Below are 25,289 nucleotides of genomic sequence, written 5' to 3' on the forward strand. Positions count from 1 at the left end.
CACCCAGGAGCCGCCATGCGCCGCACCGTCTTCGACGCCGACCACGAACTGTTCCGCGAGTCCGTCCGGCAGTTCGTCGAGCGCACGCTCCTGCCGCTGGACGAGGACATCCGCGCCGAGCGCATGATCCGCCGCGAGTTCTGGCTGGAGGCGGGCCGCCAGGGGTTCCTCGGCATGCAGGTCCCCGAGGAGTACGGCGGGCAGGACTCCGGCGACTTCCGCTTCAACGCCGTGGTCGGCGAGGAGCTGGCCCGGGTCGCGATCGCCTACAACTCCATCGCCTGCATCCACATCGACATCTGCGCGCCCTACCTGCTGGAGCTGGCCACCGACGAGGCCAGGAAGCGCTGGCTGCCCGGCTTCTGCTCCGGCGAGCTGGTCACCGCCATCGGCATGACCGAGCCGTCCGGCGGCTCCGACCTGGCGGCCCTGAAGACCACCGCCGTCCGCGACGGCGACTCCTGGGTGATCAACGGCTCCAAGACCTTCATCACCAACGGCGGCCATGCCGACCTGATCATCGTGGCCGCCAAGACCACGCCCGACCGGGGCGCCAAGGGCATCACCCTGTTCGGCGTCGAGGCGGGCATGCCCGGCTTCACCCGCGGCACCAAGCTCGACAAGGTCGGTCAGCCCGAGGCCGACACCTCCGAGCTGTTCTTCGAGAACGTCCGCGTCCCGGACTCGCACCTGATCGGCGAGCTCGACCGCGGCTTCATCCACATGATGGAGCGCCTCCCCCAGGAGCGCCTCTCCTGCGCCATCGGCAACATCGCCCACGCCCGGGGCGTCCTCGACGAGACCATCGCCTACGTCAAGGAGCGCACCGCGTTCGGCCAGCCGATCGGCGCCTTCCAGCACAACAAGTTCCTGGTCGCCGAGCTGATCACCAAGCTCGACGTCGCCCAGTCCTTCGTCGACCAGTGCCTGGCCGCCCACATCACCGGCGACCTGGACTCGGTCGACGCCTCCAAGGCCAAGTGGTGGACCTCCGAGGTCCAGAACGAGATCATCGACGGCTGCGTCCAGCTCTTCGGCGGCTACGGCTACATGAAGGAGTACCGCGTCGCCCGAGCCTGGATGGACGCCCGCGTCACCCGCATCTGGGCCGGCTCCAACGAGATCATGAAAGAGATCATCGGCCGCTCCGCCGGCCTCTGAACGCGCCCCTCAGGGGGTGAGGTGGGTGCGGAGGCGGTCGAGGGCCTGGGTGTGCCAGTCCTGGAGGAGGTCCAGGGCCCGCTGGCCGAGTTCGACGTCGCCGGTCTCGATCGAGGTGACGACCTGGTCCCAGAAGTAGAGGTGTTCGGTCGGGTCGCTGTAGAGCGATTCGAGGATCTCGGGTGCGTCGGCGAGCGTGCCGCCCAGGGTGTTGAGCAGGCCCTGGACGATGCCCGCGCCGAGGGAGGCGTGGATGGTGCGCAGGATGTGCAGCACGCTGTCGTGGACGTCGGCGGGGCGGGCGGGCTCGGTCGCGGCGAGCAGGCGCAGCTGGTTCACCGCGCGGCGCGCGGGGGCGGCGTCGACGGCGCCGGGATCGTTGGCGATCTTCATCAGGGCGGCCTGGTAGAAGAGGTGGAGCGTCTCCAGGATCTCCCTGACGTTGTGGATGGCCAGGTCGGGGAGCTTGCTGGAGAAGCGGAGCAGGTACCGCCAGGTCTCGACGCCGCCGTACAGCTGGATGTCGCAGACGATGACGCCGACCCCGTGCCGCGGTCGCACGAATCCGGCGGCGTGCAGGCGTCCGAGGGCCTGCTGGATCTTGCCCGGGCTGACGTGGTACTGCTCGGCCAGCTTGCGGATGGAGGGCAGGGGGTCGCCGGTCTTCAGCTGGCCGGACGCGATCTGGAGGGCGATCCGTTCGGTGATCCCGTCGACCGCGTTGCCTGTCACCACACCGCTCCACCTTGCCGTCCCGCCACTGTCGGGACAGTGTACGCACGGTGTGGCGGATTCCGGGCGGGACGGGGCCCCGGGAGCGGTGTGCCGCTTCCAGGGCCCCGCCGGACGTACTGGATCAGGTCACGGGGTTCTCGACCAGATAGACCTTGGGTGAAGGAGTGCCGCAGGTGCCGGTGGCCTTGGTGCCGCCGTTGAAGGTGAAGTCGGCCTGGGCCTCACCGAGCAGGATCGCCACGGTCCCGGCGCCGTCGGCGGGCTTGAACGGCCCCGCGGTCAGGGTGCCGTTCGCGGGCAGGGACAGCACGACCTTCTTGTCGCGCACGAGCGGGAATTCGGGGACGTCGATGCCGGCCGCGGCGACGTTCTGGGTCGCCGGGACGCCTCCCTCGGAGATCAGGTTCAGCTTGGTGACCTTGCCCGAGGCTCTGGTGTAGCCCTTGTCGAGGAGCTTGTTGACGGTCGCCGCGGGCAGCGTCAGCGCGCCGGAGGCCTGGGTGAAGGAGAACGAACCGCCGCGCTTGACGGTCAGGGGGATGTTGGCGCCGACCGCGACGCCGATGTCCAGCGGCTCGCCGTCGAGGGTGCACCGGTAGGGGGCATTGATGATGCCGACCAGCTCGTTGGAGGCCGGTTCGGGGTAGTTCAGCGGCGCTCCGGTGATCTTGCCCGGCAGATGGCCCGCCCCCGGGCCGATCCCGAGCTTCAGCAGCGCGTTGCCCTGGGAGGGCTTGCAGTCGGCCTTGACCGGCAGGCTGAATCCCAGCCGCGACTTGAGCTGGACCTCGGCGACCGCGGCGTTGAACCCGAGCGTGGTGGCGCCGCTCTGGGCGGCCTTGAACGGGCCGACCTCGAAGGTGCCCTGGACCGGCAGGCCGACCTTGAGGGGCTTGCCCGCCTCGATGGGGATGTCCTTGATCTCCAGGGGCTCGTCCTTGGCGATGTTGATGGCCTCGGGAGTCGAGGTGGTCGCGCCGATGGTCAGATCGGTGATCGTGGCGTCGGCCTTGTCGAGGCCCAGGATCGGCGCCAGGGAGGTCAGCCACGAGGGGAAGGTGATGCTGCCCGATCCCTGGGTGAGCCAGAACTCCTGCCCCGGTCCCAGCTGGACGGGGGCGACGCCCTGCACGTCCACGTCCAGCGGCAGGTACAGCACGGGCAGCACACCGCCCAGGGTGATCGTGCAGGCGATCGGCAGCTTGAAGCGTCCGGTGTCCACCCCGACCTCGGGCACGTTGTCCCGCGGCAGCGCACCGGCCGGGGGCGCGGCGGCCAGCGTGACCGCGCACAGCGCCGCGGCGGCCGCGGCCATGAGCACGCGCGGGCCTCGCCGCACGTCACCTGAACCTTGCTGTTTGCGTTTCATGGACGGTCGTCACCTCACAGGTACGCCAGTGGTGATTTGGCAGACTCACCGTCCTCCACGGCCGCGGGCCGGCGCCACGCAGTGGGGCGCGAGTTTGACGCACGTGATTAGCAACTGTTTGCACAGTGAATCCACAGTCGTATGTCTACTGTTGGTTCTCCTTCCGTGTGCCGTCGAGAAGAGGAGCCGACAGATGCCGATCGCAGGGAGCCGGACCAGGGCGGCCGCGGCCCTGGCCGCGGCGCTGATGCTCGCGGCCTGCTCGGACGGCGGATCACCGCGCGACCAGGGGGCCACGCCCACCGCGACACCGTCCGCCACCCGTCCGCTCGCGTCCCCGAGCCCCGCCACCCGCGCACCCGCCGCGACGCCCGCTCCCCAGCCCAGCGCCGTCACGGCGCTGGTGAAGTGCATGCGGCGTCACGGCATCCCCATCGCGCCCAACGGCACGCCCTCGTCCCCGCCTCCTGGGTACGACCCCCGTAAAGCACAGGGCGTCCTGCGGTCCTGCCTGAGGAACCTGTCCGCCGCACCGGAACCGACTCGCTGAACCATCGATCCGCGCCATGCGGGGTGCGTCCCGCGGGTGGGTCGGATAACGTGATCTTCCCGTTACAGCATGTCAGGGAAGGTGCCCGCGCGGATGGTCCAGCCCGGCCCGATGACCAGCCTCGTGGGACGACGCCGGGAGGCGGGCGAGATCCGTTCGGCGCTGGGGGCCGGACGGCTGGTGACGCTGATCGGTCCCGGCGGGGTCGGCAAGACGCGGCTGGCCACGATGGTGGCGGCGACGGTCGCCCAGGGGCTCGCCGACGGAGCGGTCTTCGTCGGGCTGGCCGAGCTGCGCGACGGCGCGCTGCTGCCCAACCTGATCGCCGACCGTCTCGGGCTGCAGGACCGGTCCGGGCAGCCGGTCGTCCGGGCCGTGCTGGATCACCTCCGCGATCGTGAGCTGCTGCTCGTCCTGGACAACTGCGAGCAGCTGGTGGACGCGTGCGCCGCCTTCACCGCCGAGGTCCTGGCGGAGTGCCCTCGGGTGGCGTCGCTGGCGACCAGCCGCCAGTCGCTGGGCGTCGCGGGCGAGACCGTGATGAGGGTGGCGCCGCTTTCCGTGCCGCCCGCCGACAGGTCCTGCTCGCCCGCGGAGATCGACCAGTACGACGGGGTGCGGCTGTTCCTGGACCGGGCGTCGGCGGCGGAGCCGTCCTTCCAGATCACCACCGGCAACTGCGACGCGGTGGTGCGGGTGTGCCGCCAGCTCGACGGGCTGCCGCTGGCGATCGAGCTGGCGGCGGCGCGGATCCGGGTGCTGTCGCCGCAGCAGATCGCCGACCGGCTCGCCGGCGGGCTGGCCCTGCTCACCGTCGCGCCGCGCACGGCGCCCGACCGGCACCAGACCCTGCGGGCCGCCATCGGCTGGAGCTACGAGCTGTGCTCGGCCGCCGAGCGGGGCGTCTGGCGGCGCGCGTCGGTGTTCGCCGGGTCCTTCGACCTGGACGCCGCCGAGCAGGTGTGCCCGGGGCCCGAGGTCGCGCCGGACGGTGTGCTGGACGCGATCGACGGGCTGCTCGACAAGTCCGTGCTGGTCCGCGACGAGCGGGACGGCATCGTCCGCTACCAGATGCTGGAGACCCTGCGCGAGTACGGCCAGGAGAAGCTGGAGGACGAGGGGGCGCTCGCGGCGGCCGTGCGGCGTCACCGGGACTGGGTCGACCGGCTGACGGCGACGGCCGACGCCGAGTGGGTGAGCCCCCGGCAGGTGGCCTGGATCCATCGGCTGCGGCTGGAGCGGGCGAACCTGCGGGCCGCCCTCGACCGGTGCATGGCCGACCCCGAGGACGCGGGCGTGGCGCTGCGGATCGCGTCCCGGCTGCACGAGTGCTGGACGACGGTCGGCGTCAGCCTGGAGTCCCGCGAGTGGCTGGACCGGTCCCTGGCGGCGGCCTCGCCCGATGACCCCGGCCGGGCGCGGGCTCTGGCCGTCTGCGCGGTGCACGCGCTGTTCCATGCCGGGCTCGATCTGGCCCTGGCCCGGCTCGACGAGGCCGAGACGGCTCCGGGCAGCGACGACGAACGGGCCCGGGCCTTCGTGACCGGGGCCCGCGGCTTCGTCGCGATGGTGTGCGGCGATCCGGCCGCCGCCGCGCTCTCGAAGGCGGCGGCGGACGCCTTCGAGGAGCTCGGCGACGTCCGGCACGCGCTGTTCCCCCTGTACCAGTACGGGATGTCGATCGCCGACCACGGCGATCTGGAGGCCGCCCGCCGGGCGCTGCGGCGCGTGATCGCGCTGAGCGAGTCATACGGCGAGGTCAGCTACCGGGGCGTGGCGCTGTTCGGGACGACCTCCGTCGAGGTCGAACACGGCGACGTCGAGGCGGCGGCCGCCTCGGCCCGGGAGGGCCTGAAGGTCGTCCAGGCGCTGCGGACCCCCTTCGGCGACGCCTACCACCTGGAGTCCCTGGCCTGGGTCGCGGCCCGGCGAGGCGACCACGAACGCGCCGCGACCCTGTTCGGGGCGGCCGCCGAACAGTGGGACGCCATCGGCTCCACCCCCTCGATCGCCGTACCGGCCCCGCACGGCAAGCACAAGCGGAGCACGCTCGACGCCCTGGGCCCGGAGCGCTTCCAGCGGCTCTTCGACGCCGGGCGCGCCCTGACCACCGAGCGGACGCTGCGCTTCGCGCTCGGCGAGGCCGACCCGCCGCCCGACGCCGTCCGGCCCGACGACCTGACCAAGCGCGAGTGGGAGATCGCCGAACTGGTCGCCGCCGGGCTGTCCAACCGCGACATCGCGGCGCGCCTGTTCATCTCGCCGCGGACGGCGGACACCCACGTCCAGAACATCCTGGTCAAGCTCGGCTTCCAGAACCGAGTCCAGGTCGCCGCATGGTTCGCCACCCGAACCGCCCGCCCCATGCGGCGGGCCTGATCACCGGACGCCAGCGCTCCCCTGCCCCAGGATCTTGCGGGTCAGCGCCTCGATCCGGGCGGCGACGTCGGGGGCGAAGGACGGGTCGTCCACACTGATCCGGCCGGACGGCGTGAAGGCGCTGAGCGGCTCGGCGGGTGGGGAGTCGACGCGGGCGATGATCGGCTCGATGCCCCGCTCCACCGCCCTCGGCGGTGACGAGCCGAGTGGAACGGAAGTACCGGGCGCACAGCACGAGCGCGTGCACGGCCGGAAAGCGGTCGTTGATCTCGTTGATGACGCGCCGGTTCTCGGCGACCAGGCTCAGGTCGGCCTGGATGAAATGGGCCCCGGGAAGGGCCTTGGCGGCGGAGCGTCCGACGATGACGACGGTGTCGCCGCGCTCAAGGTAGGTACGGGCCAGGGCGCGGCCCATCCCGTCGGTGCCGCCGGTGATGACGATGGTGTTCATCGGGACGCCTTTCCGGACGTGACGGTTTCGTCGTGGACGGCGCGCGCGGCGGGGCGGCCGGGGAGCAGCGGGACGGCGGTGAGGATGACCAGGAGGACCGCGGTGACAAGCCAGAAGACGCCGTGGAAGCCGGACACCGGATCGCCGGAGGTCTGCAGCGTGAGCGTGACCAGGGCGACTCCGAGTGCGGCCCCGAGCTGGTTGAGCATGTAGAGCACCGAACTGCCCTGCGCCACCATCGGACCCGGCAGGGCGCGGTACAGCGACCCCATCGTGGGGGCGCTGAAACAGCCCATCCCCAGACCGAGGGTCAGGGCGGCCAGGACGGGCCACGCCTCGGCGGTCCCGGTTCCCATCCGGGTGAAGGCCGACGCGCTGAGCAGGGCCAGGATCGCGCCACCACAGGCCAGGCCCCGGGCGCCGAGCCGGTCCGACAACCGTCCCGCCAGCGGCATGGCGATCGCGCCGCCCAGGCCCGCGGGCGCCATCAGCAGCCCGGCGGCGAGCACGCCGTGCCCCCGCGCCTGCTGGTAGTACAGCGGCAGCGCGAACAGCGCCGCGAAGTTGGCCAGGCCGCCCAGCCCCATGATGGTGACGCTCGCGGTGAAGCCGCGCGCGGTGAACAACCGCAGGTCGACCAGCGGCGGCGTCCTTCGGGTGCCGGACGCGTGGACGGCGTACCCGATCAGCAGCACCACGCCCAGGGCCAGCGGCAGCAGCGCCTGCCAGGCGGTGAACGCCGCCTGCTCGGCGGTCTGTGACAGGGCCAGGACGAGCGCGGTGAAGCCCGGCGCGAGCAGGGCCAGGCCCACGACGTCCAGCCGAGTGCGAACACCGGCGTCCGGAGAGTCCGCGGGTATCACGCGCAGCGCCAGCAGGGACGCGACGAGCCCGACGGGCACGCTGAGCAGGAACATCCACCGCCACGAGAGGCCGCTCAGGACGGCTCCCCCGGCGATCGGCCCCAGCACGGGCCCCAGCGACAGCACCACGCCCATCAGGCCCATCACCCGTCCCGCACGGGCCGGACCGGCGGCACGCGCCAGCAGGATCAGCACGAGCGGGTCGAGCAGCCCGGCCCCGACCCCCTGCAGGGTGCGGAAGGCGATCAGACTGCCGGTGTTCCAGGCCAGCCCGGCGGCGAGCGACCCGGCCGTGAACACCGCCAGGCCCGCCAGCCAGAGCCGCCTGCCGCCGAACCGGTCGACCGCCCAGGTGGTGAACGGGATGGTGGCGGTGACCGCCAGCAGGAAGCCGGTCGAGGCCCAGCCCGCCGTGCTGAGCGAGGTGTCGAACCGCGCGGCCAGGTCGCCGGTGGCGACGGCGGCCATCGTGCTGTTGAGGATGCCCAGCAACCCGCCGAGCAGGACCACGGCGATCATCACCAGCAGCCGGGGATCCAGGCGATCGTTGTTTGAACTCATGGGTTCAACATAGTTATCCGGCGCGTTCACTGACAACCAGCGGGTCCATGAATATGAACCAGCGGGTACAGTGAGGGCATGACTGTGTCGCGCGGACGGATCGACAAGCGGCAGGCGATCCTGGAGGGCGCGTTCACCGTGTTCGCCCGTCAGGGATACGCCCAGGCCTGCGTGCAGGAGATCGCCGACGAGTCGGGCGTGGCCAAACCCACGGTGTACAACCACCTCAACGACAAAGCCACCCTGTTCCGGCACGCGATGGGGGCCGCGGCCCAGACCGCCCTGCACCGGCGGCTCGCCGCGCTCGAACCGCTCACCGAAGCCGGCCCCGACCTCCGCGCCGTCCTGGAGGACGTCGGCCACCGCCTCCTGCTGCTGCACACCGACGAGCGCTCCTGCGCGCTGCGGCGGCTGCTCTACGCGGAGATCATCCGTTTCCCCGACGTCCTCGGCATCGTCACCGAGCACGGCCCGCACCGCCTCAACCAGGCCCTCGCCGACCGGCTGGCGCGGCTCGCCCTCACCGGCCGACTGCGCCTGACCGATCCCGACCAGGCGGCCGAGCAGTTCATGGCGCTGCTCACCGGCCCGCTGGAGGCCCGCTCGCTCATGGGCACCCGCCGGCTCGACGACGCCGAGCTGCGCCAGATCACCCGTGCCACCGTCACCACCTTCCTCACCGCTTTCGGCGCCCCGGACGCCTGAGCGCGACCGCGTCTCAGGAGGCCCAGGGGGTCAGGTCTGGCGTGTGCTGCCGGATTTCGGCCAGGGTGGGGGCGGCGGTGCCGCCGGGGCCGGTGACCGAGAGGGAGCCGCAGAGGACGGCCAGGCGGAGGCTGTCGCGCAGGCCGAGGCCGTAGAGGTGGCCCGCGACGAAGCCCGCGTCGAAGCAGTCTCCGGCGCCGACCGTGTCGACGACGGCCATCGCCGGTGCGGGGACGGAGACCCGTTGCGGGCCGGACGCGGCGAGCGCGCCCTCGCGGCCGTTCTTGATCACCACCGTCGGCACCACGTCGGCCAGGGCGTCCAGGGCGAGGTCCAGGCGGGTGCGGCCGGTCAGGGCGCGGGCCTCGGCGGCGTTGGGCAGGAAGACCTCGACGGCCGGCAGCGTCGCGGCGACGGCCGGGTCGTCCAGGGTCGCCTCGATGTGCTGGCAGTCCAGGACGACGGCGGCGCCGGTTTCGCGGGCCGCCGCGAACAGGGGTCCGGCGGTCTCGCCGGTGGGGAGTTCGGTGAGCAGGACGCACGACGGGCGGTGGGCGCGGATCGCGGCGGACGCGTCGGCGGGCGGTACGGGGTCCTTGTGCGAGACGAAGCCGCGTTCGCCGTCGTGGGAGAGGGCGACGCTGACGTTGCGCACCGGGCGGTCGTGCGTCCGGTACGCGGAGGTGTCCAGACCTTCGTCGGCCGCGGCGCGCAGGACCAGGGCGCTGTAGGCGTCGTCGCCCAGCGCGGCGGCCCAGCGGACGGGCACGCCGAGGCGGTGCAGGGCCCGCTGGTGGGTGAAGGCGCCGCCGGGCAGGGTCAGGAACGACGTGCCGAAGATCTCGTGCCCCGGTTCGGGCCAGCGGGGCAGGCCGCCGAAGACCAGGTCGGCGTAGTAGTCGCCGACGACCAGGACGGAGCGGTCGGCGGGAAACCCGGTCATCGCCATTCCCCGACGTGGTCGCGGTGCCCGGCGAGATAGTCGTCGACCAGCGCGGCGGACCGGCTGTAGGACAGGACGAGCGGATGGGCCATCAGCGCGCGCACCGCCTGCGTCCGGGAGCGGTCGCGGATGGCCTGGACGGTGAGCCGTTCGAACGTCTTGACCTGGCGGATGAGCCCGGCCTGGGGCTCGGGGACCTCGCCGATGGGCAGCGGCCTGATGCCCTCGGCGTCGGCGACGACGCTGATCTCCGCGACGTCGGACGGCTCCAGGGCGCCGAGGCAACCCGCGTTGGGGATGTTGACCGCCGTGTGCCGGGCCGGGCCTCCGGCCAGCGCCGCGATCAGGTCGAGGGCGACCGCCGCGTAGCCTTCGGTGCCCTCCCCCAAGGTGCGGTCGCCCTGGGCGGACGAGGGTTCGGCGTACTTCATGTAGGTCGAGCGGCGTCCCGCCTCATAGGCGCGGTAGGCCTCGACGGCCCGGCCCGGGTGCCGCTCGGGGTCGATGGCGGCGAGTTCGGCCAGGAGCGCGGCGTTGCGTTCGCCGACCTCCTCGCCCCGGGTCCTGGTCTCGGTGCCGAGCTGGGCGACGGCCTGCTCGGCGAAGTAGTAGTAATACAGGTATTCGTTGATCCAGGTACCGGTGAGCTCCGTCAGTTCGGGCGGAAAGAAGCGCTGGAGCGTGGCGTCGCGGAACGCGGGGTCGCGCAGCAGCGGTCCCATGAGGTCGCGGCCGTCGGCGTCCCGGACGGCGCGGGCCCACGAGAGGTGGTTCAGGCCGTAGACCTCGGGCCGCAGGCCGTTGGGGTCGACGCCGTGATGGGCGGCGACGGCGTGCTGGGCGAGGTTGGCGCTGTCGCAGATGCCGACCACCCGTTCGTGGCCCGCGTCGACGAGGGCCTGGGTGACCAGCCCGGCCGGGTTGGTGAAGTTGAACAGCCAGGCGTCCGGGCTGAGCCGCCGCAGCAGGTCGGCGTAGCCGAGGACGGCCGGTACCGAGCGCAGCGCCATGGCGAAGCCGCCCGCCCCGGTCGTCTCCTGGCCGAGGACGCCGTGCCGCATGGCGACGCGCTCGTCGACGACCCGTCCCCGGTCGCCGCCGACCCGGATCGTCGTGACGACGTAGGCGGCGTCGGCCAGGGCCCGGTGGGCGTCGGTGGTGGCGACCACGCGGACGGGCGAGTGCTCGCGGGCGAGATGGGCCGACACGGCGCCGAGCAGGTGGAGCTTCTCGGGGTCGATGTCGAGCAGGACGATCTCCGCCAGGCCGAGCTCGCCGGCCCGGCGCGCCGCCGACTCGACGAACAGCGGGCCGCGGACTCCGCCGCCGCCGACCAGGACGAGCTTGTCGTTTCCCATGAGGTCCTCCGTCGCGGGTTCAGGCGTGCCGGGACGGCCCGGCGGTCACGGCGGCGGCGTGCCCCGCCTCGGTCGTGGTGTGGGTGATGCGCAGCGGCAGGCGCCGCGGGTGGTGCAGGGAGTGCGACAGCTCGACGATCCGTCCGGTGTCGTCGTAGGTCACCTGGTCGACGGTCAGCGCGACGGGCGGGTCGGGCAGTTCCAGCGCGGCCGCCTCGTCGGCGTCGGCGATCCGGGAGCCGACCGTGGTCTCCGCCCGGGCCGTGCGGATGCCGAAGCGCTCGCGCAGCTGCTCGAAGAGCGAGGCGTGCGTGAAATCGACCTCGACCAGGCCGGGGACGAGGTCGGCCGGGAGCCAGACGCGTTGCAGGGTGAGGGGGACGCCGTCCCCCAGCCGGACCCGGACCAGGTGGACGACGTCCGCGCCGCTGGCCAGGCCGAGTCCCGCGGCGGTCGCGGGCGAGGCGGGCTGGACCAGGCAGGCCAGGACGCGGCTGCTGGGCCGCACGCCCACGGCCCGCATGGCCGTGGTGTGGCTGAGCAGGGCGTTGAGATCCTGCGGCGCGGCGCGTCCGGCCACGAAGAACCCCTTGCCCGCGGCGCTGGTGAGGTAGCCCTCGGCGACCAGGTCGCGCAGCGCCTGGCGCACGGTGATGCGGCTGGCCCCGACCTCGGCGATGAGCCGCCGTTCGGACGGCAGCCGCGTGCCCGCGGTCAGGCGCCCGCTGTCGACCAGCGCCCGGACCTGGTCCTTGAGCTGCTGGTACATCGGCACCGGAGATCCCTTGTCGACCTGGAGCATGAAACTGAGCATATCTGGTCATATCCAGTTATGCCAGGTTTCCCGGTCACGGAGAGTTGCCGCCGCATTTGCCTCCGCGCCCCACCGGTGCCCCTCCTGACCTGCCGCGCCGCAGGACCGGGCGGCGTCAGAGCCGCGCCAGACGGATTTGGTGTCATCGAACCCGTGCGTCACCACCAGAGGGGAAGGACCAAAATGTCCAGACGGAGAACGATCACCGCCGCCGCGGCGCTGGTGCTCGCCATCGCGGGGCCCGTCGCCACCACGTCCACGGCGTCCGCCGACAGCGAGAAGGACCGCGCCGGGGCGGCGCGATGCATCCTGCCCGACCGCGGGTGGGTCATCTTCTACCGCGACTCGCACTGCGAGGAGCCCATCCAAGGCATGCACCAGTGCGGACCTCAGCGGTTCAGGGGGCCCTTGTACAACGCGGTCAGCTCGTACAACGACGCCCAGTACGGCGGGGCCTACGCGCACGTGTACGACTCGGCGGGCCGTTACGCGTTCGGCACCCACCCGGGTACGGGCCACCGCCAGGTCGCGACCTGGGAGAACGACCGGAGCGCGACCGCGACGATCTTCTGTCCGTGAGGATCTCCAGCTAGCCGCCGCCGGGCTGGGCCGGTCATGCGGGCCCGGCCCGGCGGCCTCCCTCGACTCATCCAGGAGTTCACCGTGGTTCGCCGTGCGATTGCCGTCCTGATGCTGCCCGCCTGCCTCGTGGGCGCCGGTTGCGGCGAAACCAGCCCCGGGACGCCGAAGCTCGCCGCGCAGGCGGCGCCCGATCTCGACAAGCTGAGATACCCGCTGGACGCCTTCGATCTCACCGACACCGAGGCGGTCACGCTGGCGCGGGCCCGGCACCTGCTCACCCAGCGGTGCGCCCGCCGGTTCGGCGCCGAGATCCCCGCCCGGCGTCCCGGGCCCGCGCGTCCCCCTCGGGGCGAGCGGTACGGCCTCGCCGATGCCGGCCTGGCGCGGACCTGGGCGTACTCTCCGAGCATCCCACTGGCACGCCCTGCCCACTGGCAGAGCGAGATCGAGGCCGGATCGCGGACGTTCTTGGTCGTCAACGGGGCCTCGCCGCAGGGACGCAAGGCCGGCATCGCGGGGCTTCCGGTCGGCGGCTGCGAGGGCGCCGCCGAACGGACCCTGCGAAAGGGCGTCGCCACCGGCGCGAAAAGCCCCATCCCCGCACTCGACGAGCAGGCGCTGCGCGCCTCCCGCAACGATCCCGCCGTCAAGAGGGCGGCCGGGGAATGGAAGCGGTGCATGGAGCGGCAGGGCTACCGCATCGACGATCCGGTGGAGGGTCCCTTCCGCTATTGGGGGCAGAAGCGGGCGGCGGGCCCGCGCCCCTCGCGGGAACAGGCGCGCAAGGGGGTCCCGCCGTCGTCACGGGAGCGCCGGGGCGCGCTGTGGGACGTGGCGTGCAAGCAGGAGTCCGGCTTCGTGCGCGTCTGGATCGCCGCCGACATGGCCGAGCAGCGCGGGCTCGTCGCGCGCGACCTCAGGCGGCTCACCGACCACCGCCGCCGCCTCGACACCGAAGTCCGCAACGCGGAGCACGCCCTGAGGTAGTGCGTTCCGAGGGCGGGGATCTCCCGGTTGCGCGCGTAGAGTGATCATGAAACGGGCTTCTGGGAAGCGGGTGCGTTCATGGGCAGGATGATCGGGCAGCGAGCCATCGTCACCGGGGGCGCCAACGGCATCGGGCGTGCCATCGCCCTGGCCTTCGCGGGCGAGGGCTGCGCGGTGTTCTTCACCGCGCTGAGGGACGAGGACGCCGCGCGCTCCACCCGCGCCGAGCTGCGCGATCGCGGCGTCGAGGCGGACTACCTGCTGCTGGACGGCGCCGACCCCGACGGCGTCGCGCGGCTGATGGACGGGGCGGCCCGGGCGCTGGGCGGCGCCGACGTGCTGGTGAACAACGCCGCGACGACGACCAGGACCGCCTATCTCGACCTGACGCCGGACGAGTACGACCGCGTCATGGCGGTCAACGTGCGCTTCCCGTTCTTCGCCACCCAGGCGTTCGCCGCGCGGCTGCGCGACGAGGGAGCGCCGGGGAGCGTCATCAACGTCAGCTCGATCAGCGCCTCGAAGGCCGTCAGCGCCATGGCCCACTACCAGAGCAGCAAGGCCGCGCTGTCGATGCTGACCCGAAGCGCGGCCTACGAGCTGGCCCCGTATGGCATCCGGGTCAACACGATCTCCCCGGGCCTCACCGCCACCAACGCCAACGCCAACCAGTGGCGGGACGACCCCGACCTCTGGCGGGAGCGGTCGCGGGGCATCCCGCTGGGCCGTCCCGGCCACCCGGACGACTTCGCCGGCGCGGCCGTGTTCCTGGCCTCCGCCGAGTCGTCGTGGATGACCGGCGGCGACCTCGTGGTGGACGGCGGCGACGCCGCGGTCTGACCGCCGGGCTCACAGCGACGAGTAGACGGCCTGGATCAGCGCCTTCTTGCGGGGGTCGTTGGCGATCTGGGTGCCCATCCGGTTCATGGTGTAGCCCATGCTGACCCGGTTCTCGGGGTCGGCCAGGCCGAACGAGCCGCCGAAGCCGTCGTGGCCGAAGGCGTCCGGGTTGGGGCCGTAGGCGGCGTCGGTGCTGAGCCAGAAGCCCAGGCAGGTCTCGGTCTCCTGGTTCAGCGCGGTGCCCAGCACCAGGTCCAGGCAGCGCCCCTGGCCCTGGCGGGCCCGCGCCACGGCGGACGGGCTCAGCCCGGCCTCCGGGTCGAGCCCGGCGGCCATGCCGTACAGGCGCGCCACCGCGCGGGCGGTGCCGTGCCCGTTGGCGGACGGGATCTCGGCCCGCCGCCAGGCGAGCGTGTTGGCCTGTTCGGGCCGGGGCGCGGGATTGGTCAGCGTGGCCACGGCCACGGGGTCGGCCTGGGCGAACATGACGGCCAGCTCGCTCTCGCCCAGGACCGGGGGCGGCACCAGCTCGGCCACCCGGTGGTCTTCGGAGGCGGGCAGTCCGATGTGGAAGTCGATGCCGCGCGGGCCGGTGATCTCCTCGCGCAGGAACGCGCCGATGCTCCGGCCGTCGATGCGACGGACCAGCTCGCCGACCAGATGGCCGTAGGTGAAGATGTGGTATCCCGATCGGGTGCCGGGCTCCCACCAGGGCTCGGACGCCGCCAGCCGCGCGGTGATCAGATCCCAGTCGTACAGCTCGTCCTGCGCCGTGGGGGTCCGCGGTGCCGAGAGACCGGCGCGGTGCGCCATCAGCTGCCGGACGGTGATGGCGGCCTTTCCCCCGGCGGCGAACTCGGGCCAGTAGGCCGCCACGGGCGCGTCCAGGTCGAGGAGGCCCCGGTCGGCCAGCGTGTGCGCGCACAGCGCGGCCACGCCCTTGGTCGTGGACCACACGTTGACCAGCGTGTCCCGTTCCCACGGCCGGGTTCCGGCCGGGTCGGCGGCGCCTCCCCACAGATCGGCGACCACCCGGCCGTCGATCATCACGGTCACGGCGGCCCCGAGCTCGTCCCGTTCGTCGAATCCGGCCTCGAAGGCCTTGCGCAGAGCGTCCAGACGGTCGTCGCACTGTCCGTGAATCGGCGTCACCAACAAAAATTACCCAGCGGGCGGCGTCCTGGGAATAGCGCCGCCGCCACGGCCCGCAGGTGCCGCTCGTCCGGAGAGGGCGGCCCCGGCGGACGCGACGCTGACGCAGGCGATCGCGACCCACTGCGGCCAGGAGAGCCGCTCGCCGAGCAGCACGAGCCCGGCCGCGGCCCCGGCGGCCGGTTCGAGGCTCACCATGACCGCGACCACCCGCTCGGGAAGGCGCCGCAGCGCGGCCTGGTCGAGGGACCACGGCAGCGCGGCCGAGACCAGGGCGACACCGAGCCCGGCCAGCAGAACACCCGGCCGCAACAGCACCGTCCCGGCGACCAGGACCAGGGGAAGGCTGAGCACGGCCGCGAAGAGCACCGCCCAGGGCAGGAGCGAGCCGTCCCTCGCACCCGCGCGCTTGACGAGCACCAGGTAGGCCGCCATGCAGACACCCGAGCCCAGCGCGAGGGCGATGCCGGTCGCGGGAAGCGGCACCCCGACCGGGCTGGAGATCAGCACGACGCCCGTTCCGGCGAGGGCCGCCCAGACCAGATCCGCCGCCCGCCGCGCCATGATCAGCGCGAGCGTCAGCGGGCCGAGGAACTGGACCGTCGAGGCGACGCCGACCGGCAGCCGCTCCATCGCCGGATAGATCAGCTGCATCCCGGCGATGGCCGTCCCGAGCGCGGCGACCAGCCCGAGCGCGTCGCGGCCCGGCGGCCGGGGACGCCGCAGGACGAGCAGCGCCAGCGCGGCGAACACCAGCCGGAGCAGGACGACGCCCGACGGCCCCGCCGCCGCGAACAGTCCCTTGCCCCACGCCTGCCCCGCCTGGACGGAGACGACGCTCCCGAGGACCAGCATCGGCGCGGGGACTTCGGATTCGGCCATGACACGAGTCTTGATCCGCGCGATCGTGCGGGTCCATCGAAAGATTCCACAGGGAATCGTGTTGAATGGCCACATGATCGACCCCCGCCTCCAGACGCTCCGCGTCCTGCGGGAGCGCGGCACCGTCACCGCAGCGGCCGAGGCGCTGCACCTCACCCCGTCCACGGTGTCGCAGCAGCTCCGCGGGCTCGCGCGCGACCTCGACCTCGTCCTGCTCGAAGCCCAGGGACGGCGGGTGCGGCTCACCCCCGCCGCCCGCACCCTGCTCGACCATGCCGACCGGCTCCACGCCCTGTGGGAGCGGGCCGAGGCCGACCTGGCCGCCCACCGGGACGGGACGTCCGGCGAGGTGCGCATCGCCGCCGTGTCCAGCGCCCTGGCCGCCCTGGTGGCTCCGGCCGCCGCCCGCCTGCGCGCCGAGCATCCCCGCCTGACCGTCCGGCTGGTCGAGAAGGAGAGCGACGACGCCGCGCCGCTGCTGCTGGCCCACACGGTCGACATCACCGTGATCATCCCCACCGAGCGGAGCCCGGCGCCCGACGACGCCAGGTTCGCCCAGTGGCCCCTGCTCGACGAGCCGCAGGACCTCCTCGTCCCGGTCGCGCATCCCCTCGCGGCGGGCGGCACGGCCCGCCTGGCCGACGCCGCCCGCGAGCCCTGGATCGGCTCGCCCGACCGCTCCGACCAGCACCGCCTCATGCTCACGGCCTGTGCGGCGGCGGGCTATGCCCCGCACATCGCCCACGAGGCCAACGAGTGGTTCGCGGTCTCGGCCCTCGTCGCCCAGGGCTTCGGCATCGGCCTGGTCCCCCGCCTGGCGCCCCTGCCTCCCGAGGACGAGGTCGTCCGCGTGCCGCTGCGCGGCGAGGTCATCCCGTCCCGGCGCATCATCGCCTGCGTCCGGCGCGGCAGTCACCGTCAGCCGCCCGTCGCGCACGGCCTGACCGCCCTCCGCGACACCGCCGCGAACCGCCACGAGCAAGGGTGACCAGCGCCAGCGCGGACAGGACGACAAAGCCCAGCACCACCACGGCCATCGACATCGCGGTGGTGTCGCCGCGGATGCCGGGGAGAGGCGCGGCCGCGGCGCCGAGCACGAACTGGGCGCCGCCGAGCAGCCCGGACGCGGCCCCGGGCGCGTCGCGTCCGGCCGCCAGGACGGTCGCGGTCGAGGCGGGCAGCAGGATCCCGAACCCGGACGTCAGGCCGAACAGGCAGGCCCACGTGACCGGGAAGGCGCTGACCCCGGCGGCGAGCAGGGCCACCAGCGCGACCATGGAGGCCACCGTGATGGCCACGCCGACGGCGAGCAGGGCGCCCGGGCTCACGCGTCCGGCCAGCCGTCCGAAGATCACGCCGGCCGCCACGGTCCCGGCCGCGTTGGCGGCGAAGACGAGGCCGTAGCCGGTGGGAGACAGGCCGTAGACGTCCTGGAAGACGAACGGCGACCCGGTGATGTAGGCGAACACGGCGCCCAGGGCGCACCCCATGACCAGGAGGTGGCCGACCAGGTCGCGACGCCGCAGCAGACCGCCCATCGACCCCAGCGCGGCGCCCAGGCCGCCGGTCCGGCGCCGCTCGGCGGGCAGCGACTCGGGAACCCACGCCCGCACCGCCGCCCACAACGCCAGCCCGGCGACGGCCAGCGCCACGAACACCAGCCGCCACGATCCCACCCCGAGGACGAGCCCCCCGGCGACCGGTGCGATCACCGGCGCGGTCATCGCGACCACGCTCAGCGTCGAGAGCCGCCGCGCGGCGGCGGTGCCGTCGAACCGGTCGCTGATCACCGCCCGCCCGATGACCAGCCCCGCGCCACCGGCGACGCCCTGGAGCAGCCGGGCGATGTCGAACACCACGATGTTGGGGGCGAGCGCGCAGACCAGCGACAGCGCGCCGAACATGCCCGAACCGGCCAGCAGCGGCAGCCTGCGCCCCCCAGGCGTCGCTGAGCGGCCCGATCACGAGCTGCCCCACGGCGAGCCCGACGAGGCAGGCGGTCAGCGAGAGCTGCACGGCCGTCCCCGTGGTGCCGAACGACCTGACGATCTGGGGAAACCCGGGCGCGTACATGTCCGTGGCGAACGGCGACACCGCCGACAGGCCGCCGAGCACGACCACGAGCCGCCCGGTCCGAGATCCCATGTCCATCGGCCCATCGTCGGCACCGAGACAACGCCGTGGTGTTGAGCGAGAGGCCCGGGACTGTGGAGCGCGCGACCGGCGTCAGGAGTGCGCCCGCCGGAACCGCGCGGGCGTCGTGCCACGGTCGCGGCGGAAGGCATGGCCGAAGTTGCTCGCCGAGGAGTAGCCGACCTCGTGCGCGATCCGCTGGACCGGCCAGTCGGTCTCGACGAGCAGGGCCGCCGCCCTGGCCAGGCAGCGGCGCCGGTGGAACTCCATCACCGGCGTCCCGTACAGGGCGCGGAACCCGCGGGTGAGGCGGCGGACCGACATCGAGGACGCGCGGGCCAGCTCCTCCAGCCCCGGCGGCGCGTGCCGCTCCCGCCAGAGCATCTCGGGGACCCGCCGCAGGGCGGCCGCCTCGTGGTCGTCCAGCGCGAGATCGCTGGGCGGAGCCGCGACCGTCTGCGCGTCCACCAGCGCGGCCAGCGCCGCCATGACCCGCGATTCCAGGAACAGCGGGCGCCCCGGGGACGACCGCCGGTGCACGAAGATCTCCTCCAGCGGGCCCGCCACGGGACGCAGCGCGGCGGAACCGTTCAGGTACCGCTCGCGCGCGGCGCCCTCCGGCCGGTCGTCCAGCGGGGCGAGGCCGCCGAGGGACGACTCCAGCCCGCTCCACGTCGCGGTGATCGACACCGCCCGGTACCGCTCGCCGTCGCCGTGCGCGACGACGCCGTCGAGGGGACCTCGCGGGCTCAGCGCCACCGACCGCGCGCGCAGGTCGCCGGTCCCGGCACCGGCCGCGCTGACGGTCATGCGCCCCTCGAGGCAGTGCTCCAGCTCGAAGTGGTCGCCGGGAAAGGCGAACGCGAGCCGGTGCCCGCCGGTGAACGCGACGTCGTAGCGGACGATCTGGATCCCGCCGCGCAGCGGCGTCACCTCGATCGTGCCGTCGCCGACCTCCGGGCGCAGCCGGTGCCGCACGGTGCCGTCCCCGCGCTCGTCGGCCCGGGCGATCGACGCGTAATAGGCCGCGTACGACGCGTCCAGGGCACGGGAACCGGCCGCACCGGCCAGCCGCTGAACCGGGGTCACAGGTCCCAAGGCTACCCACGCCGGTCAGGGGGCCGAGAGGGCCTCGGTGGGAGGCAGGCGGGCGGCTCTCAGCGCCGGGTAGAAGCCCGCCAGGGCACCGATGACGAGGGTCGAGGCCAGGGCGACGAGCATCGCCCACGGGGGCACCACGGCGGGCCAGCCCTGGGTGGTGGCGTAGGCGATGGTGACGACCGCGCCGATCAGGACGCCGCCCAGGCCGCCCAGCGCCGACAGGAGCTGGGACTCGACCAGGAACTGGGTGCGCACCTGGGCGCCGGTGGCGCCCAGCGAGCGGCGCAGGCCGATCTCGGCGCGGCGCTCCAGGACGGAGATGACCATCGTGTTGGCCACGCCCACGCCGCCGACCAGCAGCGACACCGCGCCCAGGCCCAGCAGGAGGGCGCCCAGGGTCGCGTCGGTCGCCTGCTTGGCGGCCAGCGCGTCCGAGGGACGCGACACCTCGACCTCGTTCGGCTTCTCCGGGTTGGCGGTCGCGCCGAGGACGGCTCGGACGTCTTCCACCGCGGGTTCCGCCGCTCGGGTGTAGAGGGTGGTGGGGTGGCCGTCGAAGGCGAGGAGCTCCTGTGCCACGGGCCAGCCGACCAGCGCGGCGGTGTCCAGTTCGGGTGCCAGCGGGGTCGGGCGCAGCAGGCCGGTGACGGTGAACCAGCGGCCGCCCAGCCAGACCTGGACGTCGGTCCGGTGGACGCCGAGCAGCGTGGCGGCCTTGGTGCCGAGGACGACGACCGGGTAGCGCTCGCTGGCGGCGTTCAGCCAGTGCCCCCGGGAGAGCCGGGCGCCCGTCGTGGCGAGCAGGTCCGTGCGGGCCGCGTAGACGCCGATGCCGCTGCTGCGTTCGGCGGGCACGCGGTCGTTGCGGTAGACCTTCGCCTCGGTCTCCCCCGTCGCCGAGACGGATTCCACCGCGTCGAGGGCGCCGATCATGGTGATCGACTCGGCCGGGAGGTGCGCCTGGTCGCCGCCGAGCGACTGGCCGGGCGCGACGGTCAGCAGGTTGGTGCCCAGCGCCCGGAGCCGCCGGTTGAGGTCCTCCTTGCTGGAGGTGGAGATCCCCACGACGCCGATCAGCGCGGCGATGCCGATGGCGATGCCCAGCGCTGACAGGAACACCCGCAGCGGGCGCGTGCGCAGCCCGAACAGGCCGACGCGCAGGACGTCGGACGGCGCGAGCCGGGACGGTTTCGGACGGGTCACGCGCCCACCTCCGCGCGGGTGTCGTGCTCGATGCGGCCGTCCTTGATCTGGACGGCGCGGGGCAGGGACCCGGCGATCCCGTGGTCGTGCGTGATGATCACCACGGCGGTCCCGGCGGCGTTCAGCTCGTGCAGGACGTCCATGACCATCGCGCCGGAGCGGGAGTCCAGCGCGCCGGTCGGCTCGTCGGCCAGCAGGAGCGGCGGGTCGCCCAGGACGGCGCGCGCGATGGCCACGCGCTGCTTCTCGCCGCCCGACAGCTCGTGCGGACGATGGGCGAGCCGGTGTCCGAGGCCGACGCGGCGCATCGCCCGCTCGGCGAGGCGGACCCGTTCGGCGCGCCGGGTGCCGCCGTACAGCAGCCCGTCGGCGACGTTCTCGACGGCGGGAACCCCTCCGGCCAGGTGGAACTGCTGGAAGACGAACCCGATGGCGCGGGCCCGCAGCGCCGACAGCTCCCCGTCACTGAGGTCGGCGACGTCGTGGCCGTCGATCCGGGTGGTGCCGGTGTCGGAGCGGGCCAGCGTCCCCATCACGTTGAGCAGGGTGGACTTCCCCGACCCCGAGGGCCCGACGATGGACAGCAGCTCGCCCCTGGCGATGGTCAGCGTCGCGTCCCGGAGGGCGTGGACGGGACCGTAGGACTTGGAGACCCCTTCCATCTCCACGACCGGCGGGGTCACGAGGGCGCTCCCACGGTCATGCCCTCGGTGATCCCGGCCCCCGAGACCTCGACCAGGCCACCGGCGAACATGCCGGTCTCCGCCTTGACGTAACGGGTCGTCCCGTCGGTTCCGACCGCCTCCAGGGCGTAGCCGCCCTCGCGGAGCGCGACCAGGGCGGTGACCGGGACGACGAGCACGTTCGCGCGGCTCTCGGCGCCGAGCGTGACGTCCACCGGCGCCGCCTGGTGGCGGCCGAGCCGCTTCTGGTCCTTGACGGTGAGCTCCACGCGGACCGTGGGCTCCTTGGCGGCGGTGCCGCCGCCGCTGGTCTCGGTCTCCTCGGCGGTGGCGGTGGTGCCGACCGTGGCGACCCGGGCCTCGACCGTGCCGCCGTCCGGCAGCTCGACCGTCGCCCGGGTGCCCTTGGACACCAGGTCCTCGTGCTCCACCTCGAGGTCGACGATCACCTTGCGGGTGGTCCCGGTCCAGGTGAGCGCCGCTCCCTGGGCGCCGTCGCCCACGATGGCCTTCACCTCGGCCACGCGCCGGGCGCCGGAGGCGACGACGACCTCGCCCTTGGCGACCGTCCCGGTCTGCTCGCGGCCGAGGTCCTCCTGCCAGGCCCGGACGGCGTCGGCGGTGCCGTCGCTGAACGCGTCGTCCACCGTGAAACCGGTGTAGCCCAGGACGGACAGGTTCCGCTCCAGCATCGCGACGTCCTTGCCCTCGTCGCCGGGCTTGATCGTCCGGTACACCGGGGTGGTGCCGTAGAACAGCGGGACCTTCCGCGCGTCGATCGCGTAGACGGCCTTGCCGCGCTCGATCGACGCCCCTTCGGCGGGCAGCCAGGTGAACGTGCCCTTGGACGTCCCGGCCACCGGCACCGGCGTGGCGTCCCCGTATCCCAGGTTGCCCTTGACCGTCTCGGTGCGGGTGAGCGTGGTCCGCTGCACCTTGGTGCCGCGCGGCGGGCCCGACGGCCCGGCCGCAGACTCGGTGCCCTCGCCGCCGAGGCCGATCACCGTCCAGGTCACGGCCGCGCCCGCGACGACGACCAGGACGGTGACCGCGGTGATCCGGACCGGACGCCGCCGCTCACCGAGCGCCATCAGCGGCCGCCCTTGGGGAGGGTGGGGTACTTCTCCTGGCACTTGCGGGACGCGTCGGCGAAGCCCGGGGCGGTGCGGTCGATCTTGCCGAAGTCGAAGCCCTTGGGGCCGGGATCGGGCATGTCGACGCCCTCGTCCCGCATGCACTGGGCGAGCTTGCGCATCATCTCCAGCTTCGCGGCGTCCGGGGGTCCCTGGTCGCGCGCGCCCTGGGGCATCTTGCTCCGGCACGCCTGCATGGCCTTGCGCATCGTGTCCTTGTCGGCCCCCGCCCCGCCCAGCTTGACCCGGCCGGTCTTGGCGTCGGGGTCCTCGACCTTCAACCCCTGCTGGCGCAGGCACTCGGCGAACTCCTTGCCCTGCTCGGCGGGCGCCTTGGAGACCGCGGCCGCCGTGGACGGCGCCCCGCTGTTCAGCGTCGCGACCTTGGGGCCGGTCTCCTCCCCGCCGCAGGCGGACAGGAGACCGGCGGCGAGCACCGCGGCGGGGACACCGGCCGCGAGGGTTCTGATCATGAGGTCCTCTTCTCCTTGGTGGTGCCGACGGAGAAGAGTCTGTGGCTCCCGCCTGGGCGGTCCCTCGGTCCGACCTCAGAGCGACCTCGGAATCGGCAGCGACATCCGGAACGTGGCCCCGCCGCCGGGGGTGGCGGCCAGTTCGAGCCGTCCGGAATGGGCCTGGACGATCGCCGCCGCGATGGCCAGCCCGAGCCCGGTCCCGCCGTCGGCCGCGCGTTCGGCCCGGTAGAGCCGCTCGAACACGTGCGGGGCGTGCTCGGCGGCGACGCCCGGTCCGGTGTCGGCGACCTCGGCCACGGCGACGGGCATGCCCGGCTCGGGGTCGCCGCCGACGGCCGTGACGGCGGGCGGCAGGGCCTCCGGCGCCGCCGAGCCCACCCGCAGGGTGATCGACGCCTCGGCCGGGGTGTACCGGACGGCGTTGTCCAGCAGGTTGGCCAGCACCTGGCGCAGCCGCGGCTCGTCACCCGCCACGATCACCGGTTCGAACAGCGGGCGCGCCTCGTCCAGGCCGGACAGCCGCACCGGCCGGTCGGGACGCCGGGCGTGCAGATCGCTCACCAGCTCGGCGGCGACCGCGAGCAGGTCCACGGGACGCCGCGCGACCGGGCGCTGCTCGTCCAGGCGGGCGAGCTGGAGCAGCTCGTCGACCAGGACGCTCATCCGGGACGCCTCCGCCTCGATCCGCGCCAGCGCGTCCGGCCCGCCCTCGCCGCGCCCGGCCAGCTCGGCGAAGCCGCGCACCGAGGTCAGCGGGTTGCGCAGCTCGTGCGAGGCGTCGGCCAGGAACCGCCGCAGCCGCCGCTCGGACTCCTTGCGGGCGTTGATCTCGCTCTCGACCCGGCCCAGCATGGTGTTGATCGCCAGCCCGAGCCGGCCCGCCTCGGTGTGCGGGTCGACGTCCCGCACGCGGCGCCCGTACTCCCCCGCCGCGATCTCGGCGGCGGTGGCCTCCATCCGCGACAGCGGGCGCAGCCCGATCCGGACGACGAGCCCGGCCAGGAGGCTGAGCAGGACCAGCACCACGGCCAGCACCACCAGGTCGATGACCAGCATCCTTGTGTAGGTCTCCTCCACCGATTCCAGCGAGGCGGCGGCCACCAGATGCGACCCGTCCGGGGTGACCACGACCTTGAGCCGCCAGCCCGCGCCCGAGCCCCGGTCCGGCACGTCGAAGCGGCGGCCCTCCCGTCCGGCCGGGTCCGGCAGCCGCGGCCCGGGTCCGGGCGCGTTGGACGGGAACAGGACGGGCTCGGAGGTACCCGGGGTGTAGAGGTAGAGGCGCACGCCGGTGTCATCGAGCGCCGCCCCGCGGCGTTCCTCCATTCCGGGGGGCCAGGTCCGCAGCCGGGCGGCGGTGGCCTGCCTGCTGCGCGAGGTCATCTGGTCAAGGCGCTGGTCGACGCGCTCGACGAGGTAGGAGCGCAGCAGCACCAGCCCGATCCCGTTGGCGACCAGCAGCCCCGAGGCGGTGAGCGCCGTCGCCGCCAGTGCCAGCCGGGACCGCAGCGTCCACCGCCGCCAGCGCCTCACTCCGGCTCCCGGGGCGGGCGGAGGCTGTACCCCACCCCGCGCAACGTATGGATCAGCGGCTCGCCCATCGAATCGATCTTCTTGCGCAGGTAGTAGACGTAGGTCTCCACGATGCGGCCGTCCCCGGCGAAGTCGTAGGCCCAGACCCGGTCGAGGATCTGCGCCTTGGTCAGCACCCGCCCCGCGTTCTCCATCAGGTAGCGCAGCAGCTTGAACTCCGTCGGCGACAGCTCGACGGGACGGCCGCCGCGCCTGACCGCGTGGGTGTCCTCGTCCAGCTCCAGATCGGCGTAGCGCAGGACCGCGTCGAGCTCGGGCGCGGGCTGGGTCCGGCGGAGCACGGCGCGCACCCGCAGCACCAGCTCCTCCAGGCTGAACGGCTTGGTGACGTAGTCGTCGCCGCCCGCCGTCAGCCCGGCGATGCGGTCCTCGACGGTGTCGCGCGCCGTCAGGAACACCACCGGCGCGTCCAGCCCGGACGCCCGCAGGCGCCGCGCGACCTCCAGGCCGTCCAGGTCCGGCAGCATCACGTCCAGGATGACCAGGGCGGGCGGCGCCGTCCCGGCGGCGGCGATCGCCTCGAGTCCGCGGGCCGCGGCCCGCACCTCGAACCCGACCAGCCGCAGGGCCTGCACCAGGAGGTCACGGATGTTGGGCTCGTCGTCCACCACGAGGATCCGGGTTTTCGCGCACAC

At 73.5% G+C, this 25,289-nt stretch carries 25 protein-coding genes and 1 pseudogene; 8 read left to right on the top strand and 18 right to left on the bottom strand.

Features of this window, described 5'->3' with window-relative positions:
* The first annotated feature begins 15 nt into the window (after positions 1–15).
* Positions 16–1,161, top strand: coding sequence for an acyl-CoA dehydrogenase family protein (locus ACQPY4_RS23605; protein WP_433324087.1), 1,146 nt, complete (start codon positions 16–18; stop codon positions 1,159–1,161).
* Between the two features lie 9 nt (positions 1,162–1,170).
* On the opposite strand, the gene ACQPY4_RS23610 is transcribed toward ACQPY4_RS23605, so the two are convergent.
* Positions 1,171–1,896, bottom strand: coding sequence for a GntR family transcriptional regulator (locus ACQPY4_RS23610; RefSeq protein WP_433324089.1), 726 nt, complete (start codon positions 1,894–1,896; stop codon positions 1,171–1,173).
* A 121-nt stretch (positions 1,897–2,017) separates the two neighbouring features.
* Positions 2,018–3,235 carry a DUF6801 domain-containing protein gene (locus ACQPY4_RS23615; protein WP_433324091.1) on the bottom strand — a complete coding sequence of 406 codons (1,218 nt, stop codon included), beginning with the start codon at positions 3,233–3,235 and terminating at the stop codon, positions 2,018–2,020.
* A 223-nt stretch (positions 3,236–3,458) separates the two neighbouring features.
* On the opposite strand from ACQPY4_RS23615, the gene ACQPY4_RS23620 reads away from it, so the two are divergent.
* Both ACQPY4_RS23620 and ACQPY4_RS23625 read left to right on the top strand, forming a co-directional pair.
* Positions 3,459–3,815: a hypothetical protein gene (locus ACQPY4_RS23620; RefSeq protein ID WP_433324093.1), complete on the top strand. Its 357-nt coding sequence runs from the start codon at positions 3,459–3,461 to the stop codon at positions 3,813–3,815.
* A gap of 69 nt (positions 3,816–3,884) precedes the next feature.
* Entirely contained in the window at positions 3,885–6,194 is a 2,310-nt protein-coding gene (locus tag ACQPY4_RS23625) for a helix-turn-helix transcriptional regulator (protein ID WP_433324095.1), read from the top strand.
* On the opposite strand, the gene ACQPY4_RS23630 is transcribed toward ACQPY4_RS23625, so the two are convergent.
* The 3 genes and pseudogenes from ACQPY4_RS23630 to ACQPY4_RS23640 form a co-directional block, all read right to left on the bottom strand.
* Positions 6,195–6,377, bottom strand: a complete 183-nt coding sequence (locus ACQPY4_RS23630; protein WP_433339252.1) for a hypothetical protein — start codon at positions 6,375–6,377, stop codon at positions 6,195–6,197.
* A 100-nt stretch (positions 6,378–6,477) separates the two neighbouring features.
* Positions 6,478–6,645, bottom strand: a pseudogene (locus ACQPY4_RS23635) (SDR family NAD(P)-dependent oxidoreductase); the annotation flags it as partial.
* Positions 6,642–8,069, bottom strand: a complete 1,428-nt coding sequence (locus ACQPY4_RS23640) for a DHA2 family efflux MFS transporter permease subunit (protein WP_433324097.1) — start codon at positions 8,067–8,069, stop codon at positions 6,642–6,644. The gene ACQPY4_RS23640 and the pseudogene ACQPY4_RS23635, both read right to left, overlap by 4 nt.
* A gap of 78 nt (positions 8,070–8,147) precedes the next feature.
* Between ACQPY4_RS23640 and ACQPY4_RS23645 the strand changes: the two genes are divergently transcribed.
* Positions 8,148–8,774: a TetR/AcrR family transcriptional regulator gene (locus ACQPY4_RS23645; protein ID WP_433324099.1), complete on the top strand. Its 627-nt coding sequence runs from the start codon at positions 8,148–8,150 to the stop codon at positions 8,772–8,774.
* 13 nt (positions 8,775–8,787) lie between these two features.
* On the opposite strand, the gene ACQPY4_RS23650 is transcribed toward ACQPY4_RS23645, so the two are convergent.
* From ACQPY4_RS23650 to ACQPY4_RS23660, 3 genes are read right to left on the bottom strand one after another with little or no spacing between them, the layout of a single operon-like run.
* Positions 8,788–9,717 carry a carbohydrate kinase family protein gene (locus ACQPY4_RS23650; RefSeq protein WP_433324101.1) on the bottom strand — a complete coding sequence of 310 codons (930 nt, stop codon included), beginning with the start codon at positions 9,715–9,717 and terminating at the stop codon, positions 8,788–8,790.
* Complete coding sequence (locus ACQPY4_RS23655; RefSeq protein WP_433324103.1) at positions 9,714–11,075, bottom strand: hypothetical protein; 1,362 nt, start codon at positions 11,073–11,075, stop codon at positions 9,714–9,716. Before ACQPY4_RS23655 ends, ACQPY4_RS23650 begins: the two co-directional genes overlap by 4 nt.
* A gap of 19 nt (positions 11,076–11,094) precedes the next feature.
* Complete coding sequence (locus tag ACQPY4_RS23660) at positions 11,095–11,877, bottom strand: GntR family transcriptional regulator (RefSeq protein ID WP_433324105.1); 783 nt, start codon at positions 11,875–11,877, stop codon at positions 11,095–11,097.
* 195 nt (positions 11,878–12,072) lie between these two features.
* Between ACQPY4_RS23660 and ACQPY4_RS23665 the strand changes: the two genes are divergently transcribed.
* The 3 genes from ACQPY4_RS23665 (at position 12,073) to ACQPY4_RS23675 (ending at position 14,298) form a co-directional block, all read left to right on the top strand.
* A complete protein-coding gene (locus tag ACQPY4_RS23665; RefSeq protein ID WP_433324107.1) occupies positions 12,073–12,468 on the top strand; it encodes a hypothetical protein in 396 nt (131 codons plus the stop codon).
* An 84-nt stretch (positions 12,469–12,552) separates the two neighbouring features.
* Positions 12,553–13,458, top strand: a complete 906-nt coding sequence (locus tag ACQPY4_RS23670; RefSeq protein WP_433324109.1) for a hypothetical protein — start codon at positions 12,553–12,555, stop codon at positions 13,456–13,458.
* Between the two features lie 78 nt (positions 13,459–13,536).
* A complete protein-coding gene (locus tag ACQPY4_RS23675; RefSeq protein WP_433324111.1) occupies positions 13,537–14,298 on the top strand; it encodes an SDR family NAD(P)-dependent oxidoreductase in 762 nt (253 codons plus the stop codon).
* Positions 14,299–14,307: 9 nt separating this feature from the next.
* Here ACQPY4_RS23675 and ACQPY4_RS23680 read toward each other — a convergent pair whose 3' ends face one another.
* Together ACQPY4_RS23680 and ACQPY4_RS23685 are read right to left on the bottom strand one after the other, a co-directional pair.
* A complete protein-coding gene (locus tag ACQPY4_RS23680; RefSeq protein ID WP_433324113.1) occupies positions 14,308–15,450 on the bottom strand; it encodes a serine hydrolase domain-containing protein in 1,143 nt (380 codons plus the stop codon).
* Between the two features lie 9 nt (positions 15,451–15,459).
* A complete protein-coding gene (locus ACQPY4_RS23685) occupies positions 15,460–16,332 on the bottom strand; it encodes an EamA family transporter (protein WP_433324115.1) in 873 nt (290 codons plus the stop codon).
* Positions 16,333–16,405: 73 nt separating this feature from the next.
* Here ACQPY4_RS23685 and ACQPY4_RS23690 point away from each other — a divergent pair, with 73 nt between their 5' ends.
* Positions 16,406–17,320, top strand: a complete 915-nt coding sequence (locus tag ACQPY4_RS23690) for a LysR family transcriptional regulator (RefSeq protein WP_433324117.1) — start codon at positions 16,406–16,408, stop codon at positions 17,318–17,320.
* Here the strand turns inward: ACQPY4_RS23690 and ACQPY4_RS23695 are convergent.
* The 8 genes from ACQPY4_RS23695 to ACQPY4_RS23730 all read right to left on the bottom strand — a co-directional run bounded on the left by ACQPY4_RS23695 (position 17,220) and on the right by ACQPY4_RS23730 (position 25,289).
* The gene (locus ACQPY4_RS23695) at positions 17,220–18,236 is read right to left on the bottom strand and encodes an MFS transporter (RefSeq protein ID WP_433324119.1); all 1,017 of its coding nucleotides are present in this window, start codon (positions 18,234–18,236) and stop codon (positions 17,220–17,222) included. The genes ACQPY4_RS23690 and ACQPY4_RS23695 overlap by 101 nt on opposite strands.
* A 322-nt stretch (positions 18,237–18,558) precedes the next feature.
* The gene (locus ACQPY4_RS23700) at positions 18,559–19,554 is read right to left on the bottom strand and encodes a helix-turn-helix domain-containing protein (protein ID WP_433324121.1); all 996 of its coding nucleotides are present in this window, start codon (positions 19,552–19,554) and stop codon (positions 18,559–18,561) included.
* 24 nt (positions 19,555–19,578) lie between these two features.
* A complete protein-coding gene (locus ACQPY4_RS23705; protein WP_433324123.1) occupies positions 19,579–20,769 on the bottom strand; it encodes an ABC transporter permease in 1,191 nt (396 codons plus the stop codon).
* The gene (locus ACQPY4_RS23710; RefSeq protein WP_433324125.1) at positions 20,766–21,452 is read right to left on the bottom strand and encodes an ABC transporter ATP-binding protein; all 687 of its coding nucleotides are present in this window, start codon (positions 21,450–21,452) and stop codon (positions 20,766–20,768) included. The genes ACQPY4_RS23705 and ACQPY4_RS23710 overlap by 4 nt, the downstream gene beginning before the upstream one ends.
* Positions 21,449–22,543, bottom strand: a complete 1,095-nt coding sequence (locus ACQPY4_RS23715; RefSeq protein ID WP_433324127.1) for a peptidoglycan-binding protein — start codon at positions 22,541–22,543, stop codon at positions 21,449–21,451. The genes ACQPY4_RS23710 and ACQPY4_RS23715 overlap by 4 nt, the downstream gene beginning before the upstream one ends.
* Complete coding sequence (locus ACQPY4_RS23720; protein WP_433324129.1) at positions 22,543–23,058, bottom strand: hypothetical protein; 516 nt, start codon at positions 23,056–23,058, stop codon at positions 22,543–22,545. The genes ACQPY4_RS23715 and ACQPY4_RS23720 overlap by 1 nt, the downstream gene beginning before the upstream one ends.
* Before the next feature lie 75 nt (positions 23,059–23,133).
* Positions 23,134–24,594, bottom strand: coding sequence for a sensor histidine kinase (locus ACQPY4_RS23725; RefSeq protein ID WP_433324131.1), 1,461 nt, complete (start codon positions 24,592–24,594; stop codon positions 23,134–23,136).
* Complete coding sequence (locus tag ACQPY4_RS23730) at positions 24,591–25,289, bottom strand: response regulator transcription factor (protein WP_433324133.1); 699 nt, start codon at positions 25,287–25,289, stop codon at positions 24,591–24,593. The genes ACQPY4_RS23725 and ACQPY4_RS23730 overlap by 4 nt, the downstream gene beginning before the upstream one ends.

The organism is Spirillospora sp. CA-294931 (assembly GCF_050946795.1).
Lineage (GTDB): Bacteria > Actinomycetota > Actinomycetes > Streptosporangiales > Streptosporangiaceae > Spirillospora.

Excerpts from the sequence above, each read along its gene's own strand:
- ACQPY4_RS23625 (WP_433324095.1), top strand. The coding sequence starts at position 3,885 with ATGTCAGGGAAGGTGCCCGCGCGGATGGTCCAGCCCGGCCCGATGACC.
- ACQPY4_RS23655 (WP_433324103.1), bottom strand. The coding sequence starts at position 11,075 with ATGGGAAACGACAAGCTCGTCCTGGTCGGCGGCGGCGGAGTCCGCGGC.
- ACQPY4_RS23620 (WP_433324093.1), top strand. The coding sequence starts at position 3,459 with ATGCCGATCGCAGGGAGCCGGACCAGGGCGGCCGCGGCCCTGGCCGCG.
- ACQPY4_RS23665 (WP_433324107.1), top strand. The coding sequence starts at position 12,073 with ATGTCCAGACGGAGAACGATCACCGCCGCCGCGGCGCTGGTGCTCGCC.
- ACQPY4_RS23695 (WP_433324119.1), bottom strand. The coding sequence starts at position 18,236 with ATGTTCGGCGCGCTGTCGCTGGTCTGCGCGCTCGCCCCCAACATCGTG.
- ACQPY4_RS23660 (WP_433324105.1), bottom strand. The coding sequence starts at position 11,877 with ATGCTCCAGGTCGACAAGGGATCTCCGGTGCCGATGTACCAGCAGCTC.
- ACQPY4_RS23645 (WP_433324099.1), top strand. The coding sequence starts at position 8,148 with ATGACTGTGTCGCGCGGACGGATCGACAAGCGGCAGGCGATCCTGGAG.
- ACQPY4_RS23640 (WP_433324097.1), bottom strand. The coding sequence starts at position 8,069 with ATGAGTTCAAACAACGATCGCCTGGATCCCCGGCTGCTGGTGATGATC.
- ACQPY4_RS23715 (WP_433324127.1), bottom strand. The coding sequence starts at position 22,543 with ATGGCGCTCGGTGAGCGGCGGCGTCCGGTCCGGATCACCGCGGTCACC.
- ACQPY4_RS23650 (WP_433324101.1), bottom strand. The coding sequence starts at position 9,717 with ATGACCGGGTTTCCCGCCGACCGCTCCGTCCTGGTCGTCGGCGACTAC.
- ACQPY4_RS23675 (WP_433324111.1), top strand. The coding sequence starts at position 13,537 with ATGGGCAGGATGATCGGGCAGCGAGCCATCGTCACCGGGGGCGCCAAC.
- ACQPY4_RS23605 (WP_433324087.1), top strand. The coding sequence starts at position 16 with ATGCGCCGCACCGTCTTCGACGCCGACCACGAACTGTTCCGCGAGTCC.
- ACQPY4_RS23685 (WP_433324115.1), bottom strand. The coding sequence starts at position 16,332 with ATGGCCGAATCCGAAGTCCCCGCGCCGATGCTGGTCCTCGGGAGCGTC.
- ACQPY4_RS23720 (WP_433324129.1), bottom strand. The coding sequence starts at position 23,058 with ATGATCAGAACCCTCGCGGCCGGTGTCCCCGCCGCGGTGCTCGCCGCC.
- ACQPY4_RS23690 (WP_433324117.1), top strand. The coding sequence starts at position 16,406 with ATGATCGACCCCCGCCTCCAGACGCTCCGCGTCCTGCGGGAGCGCGGC.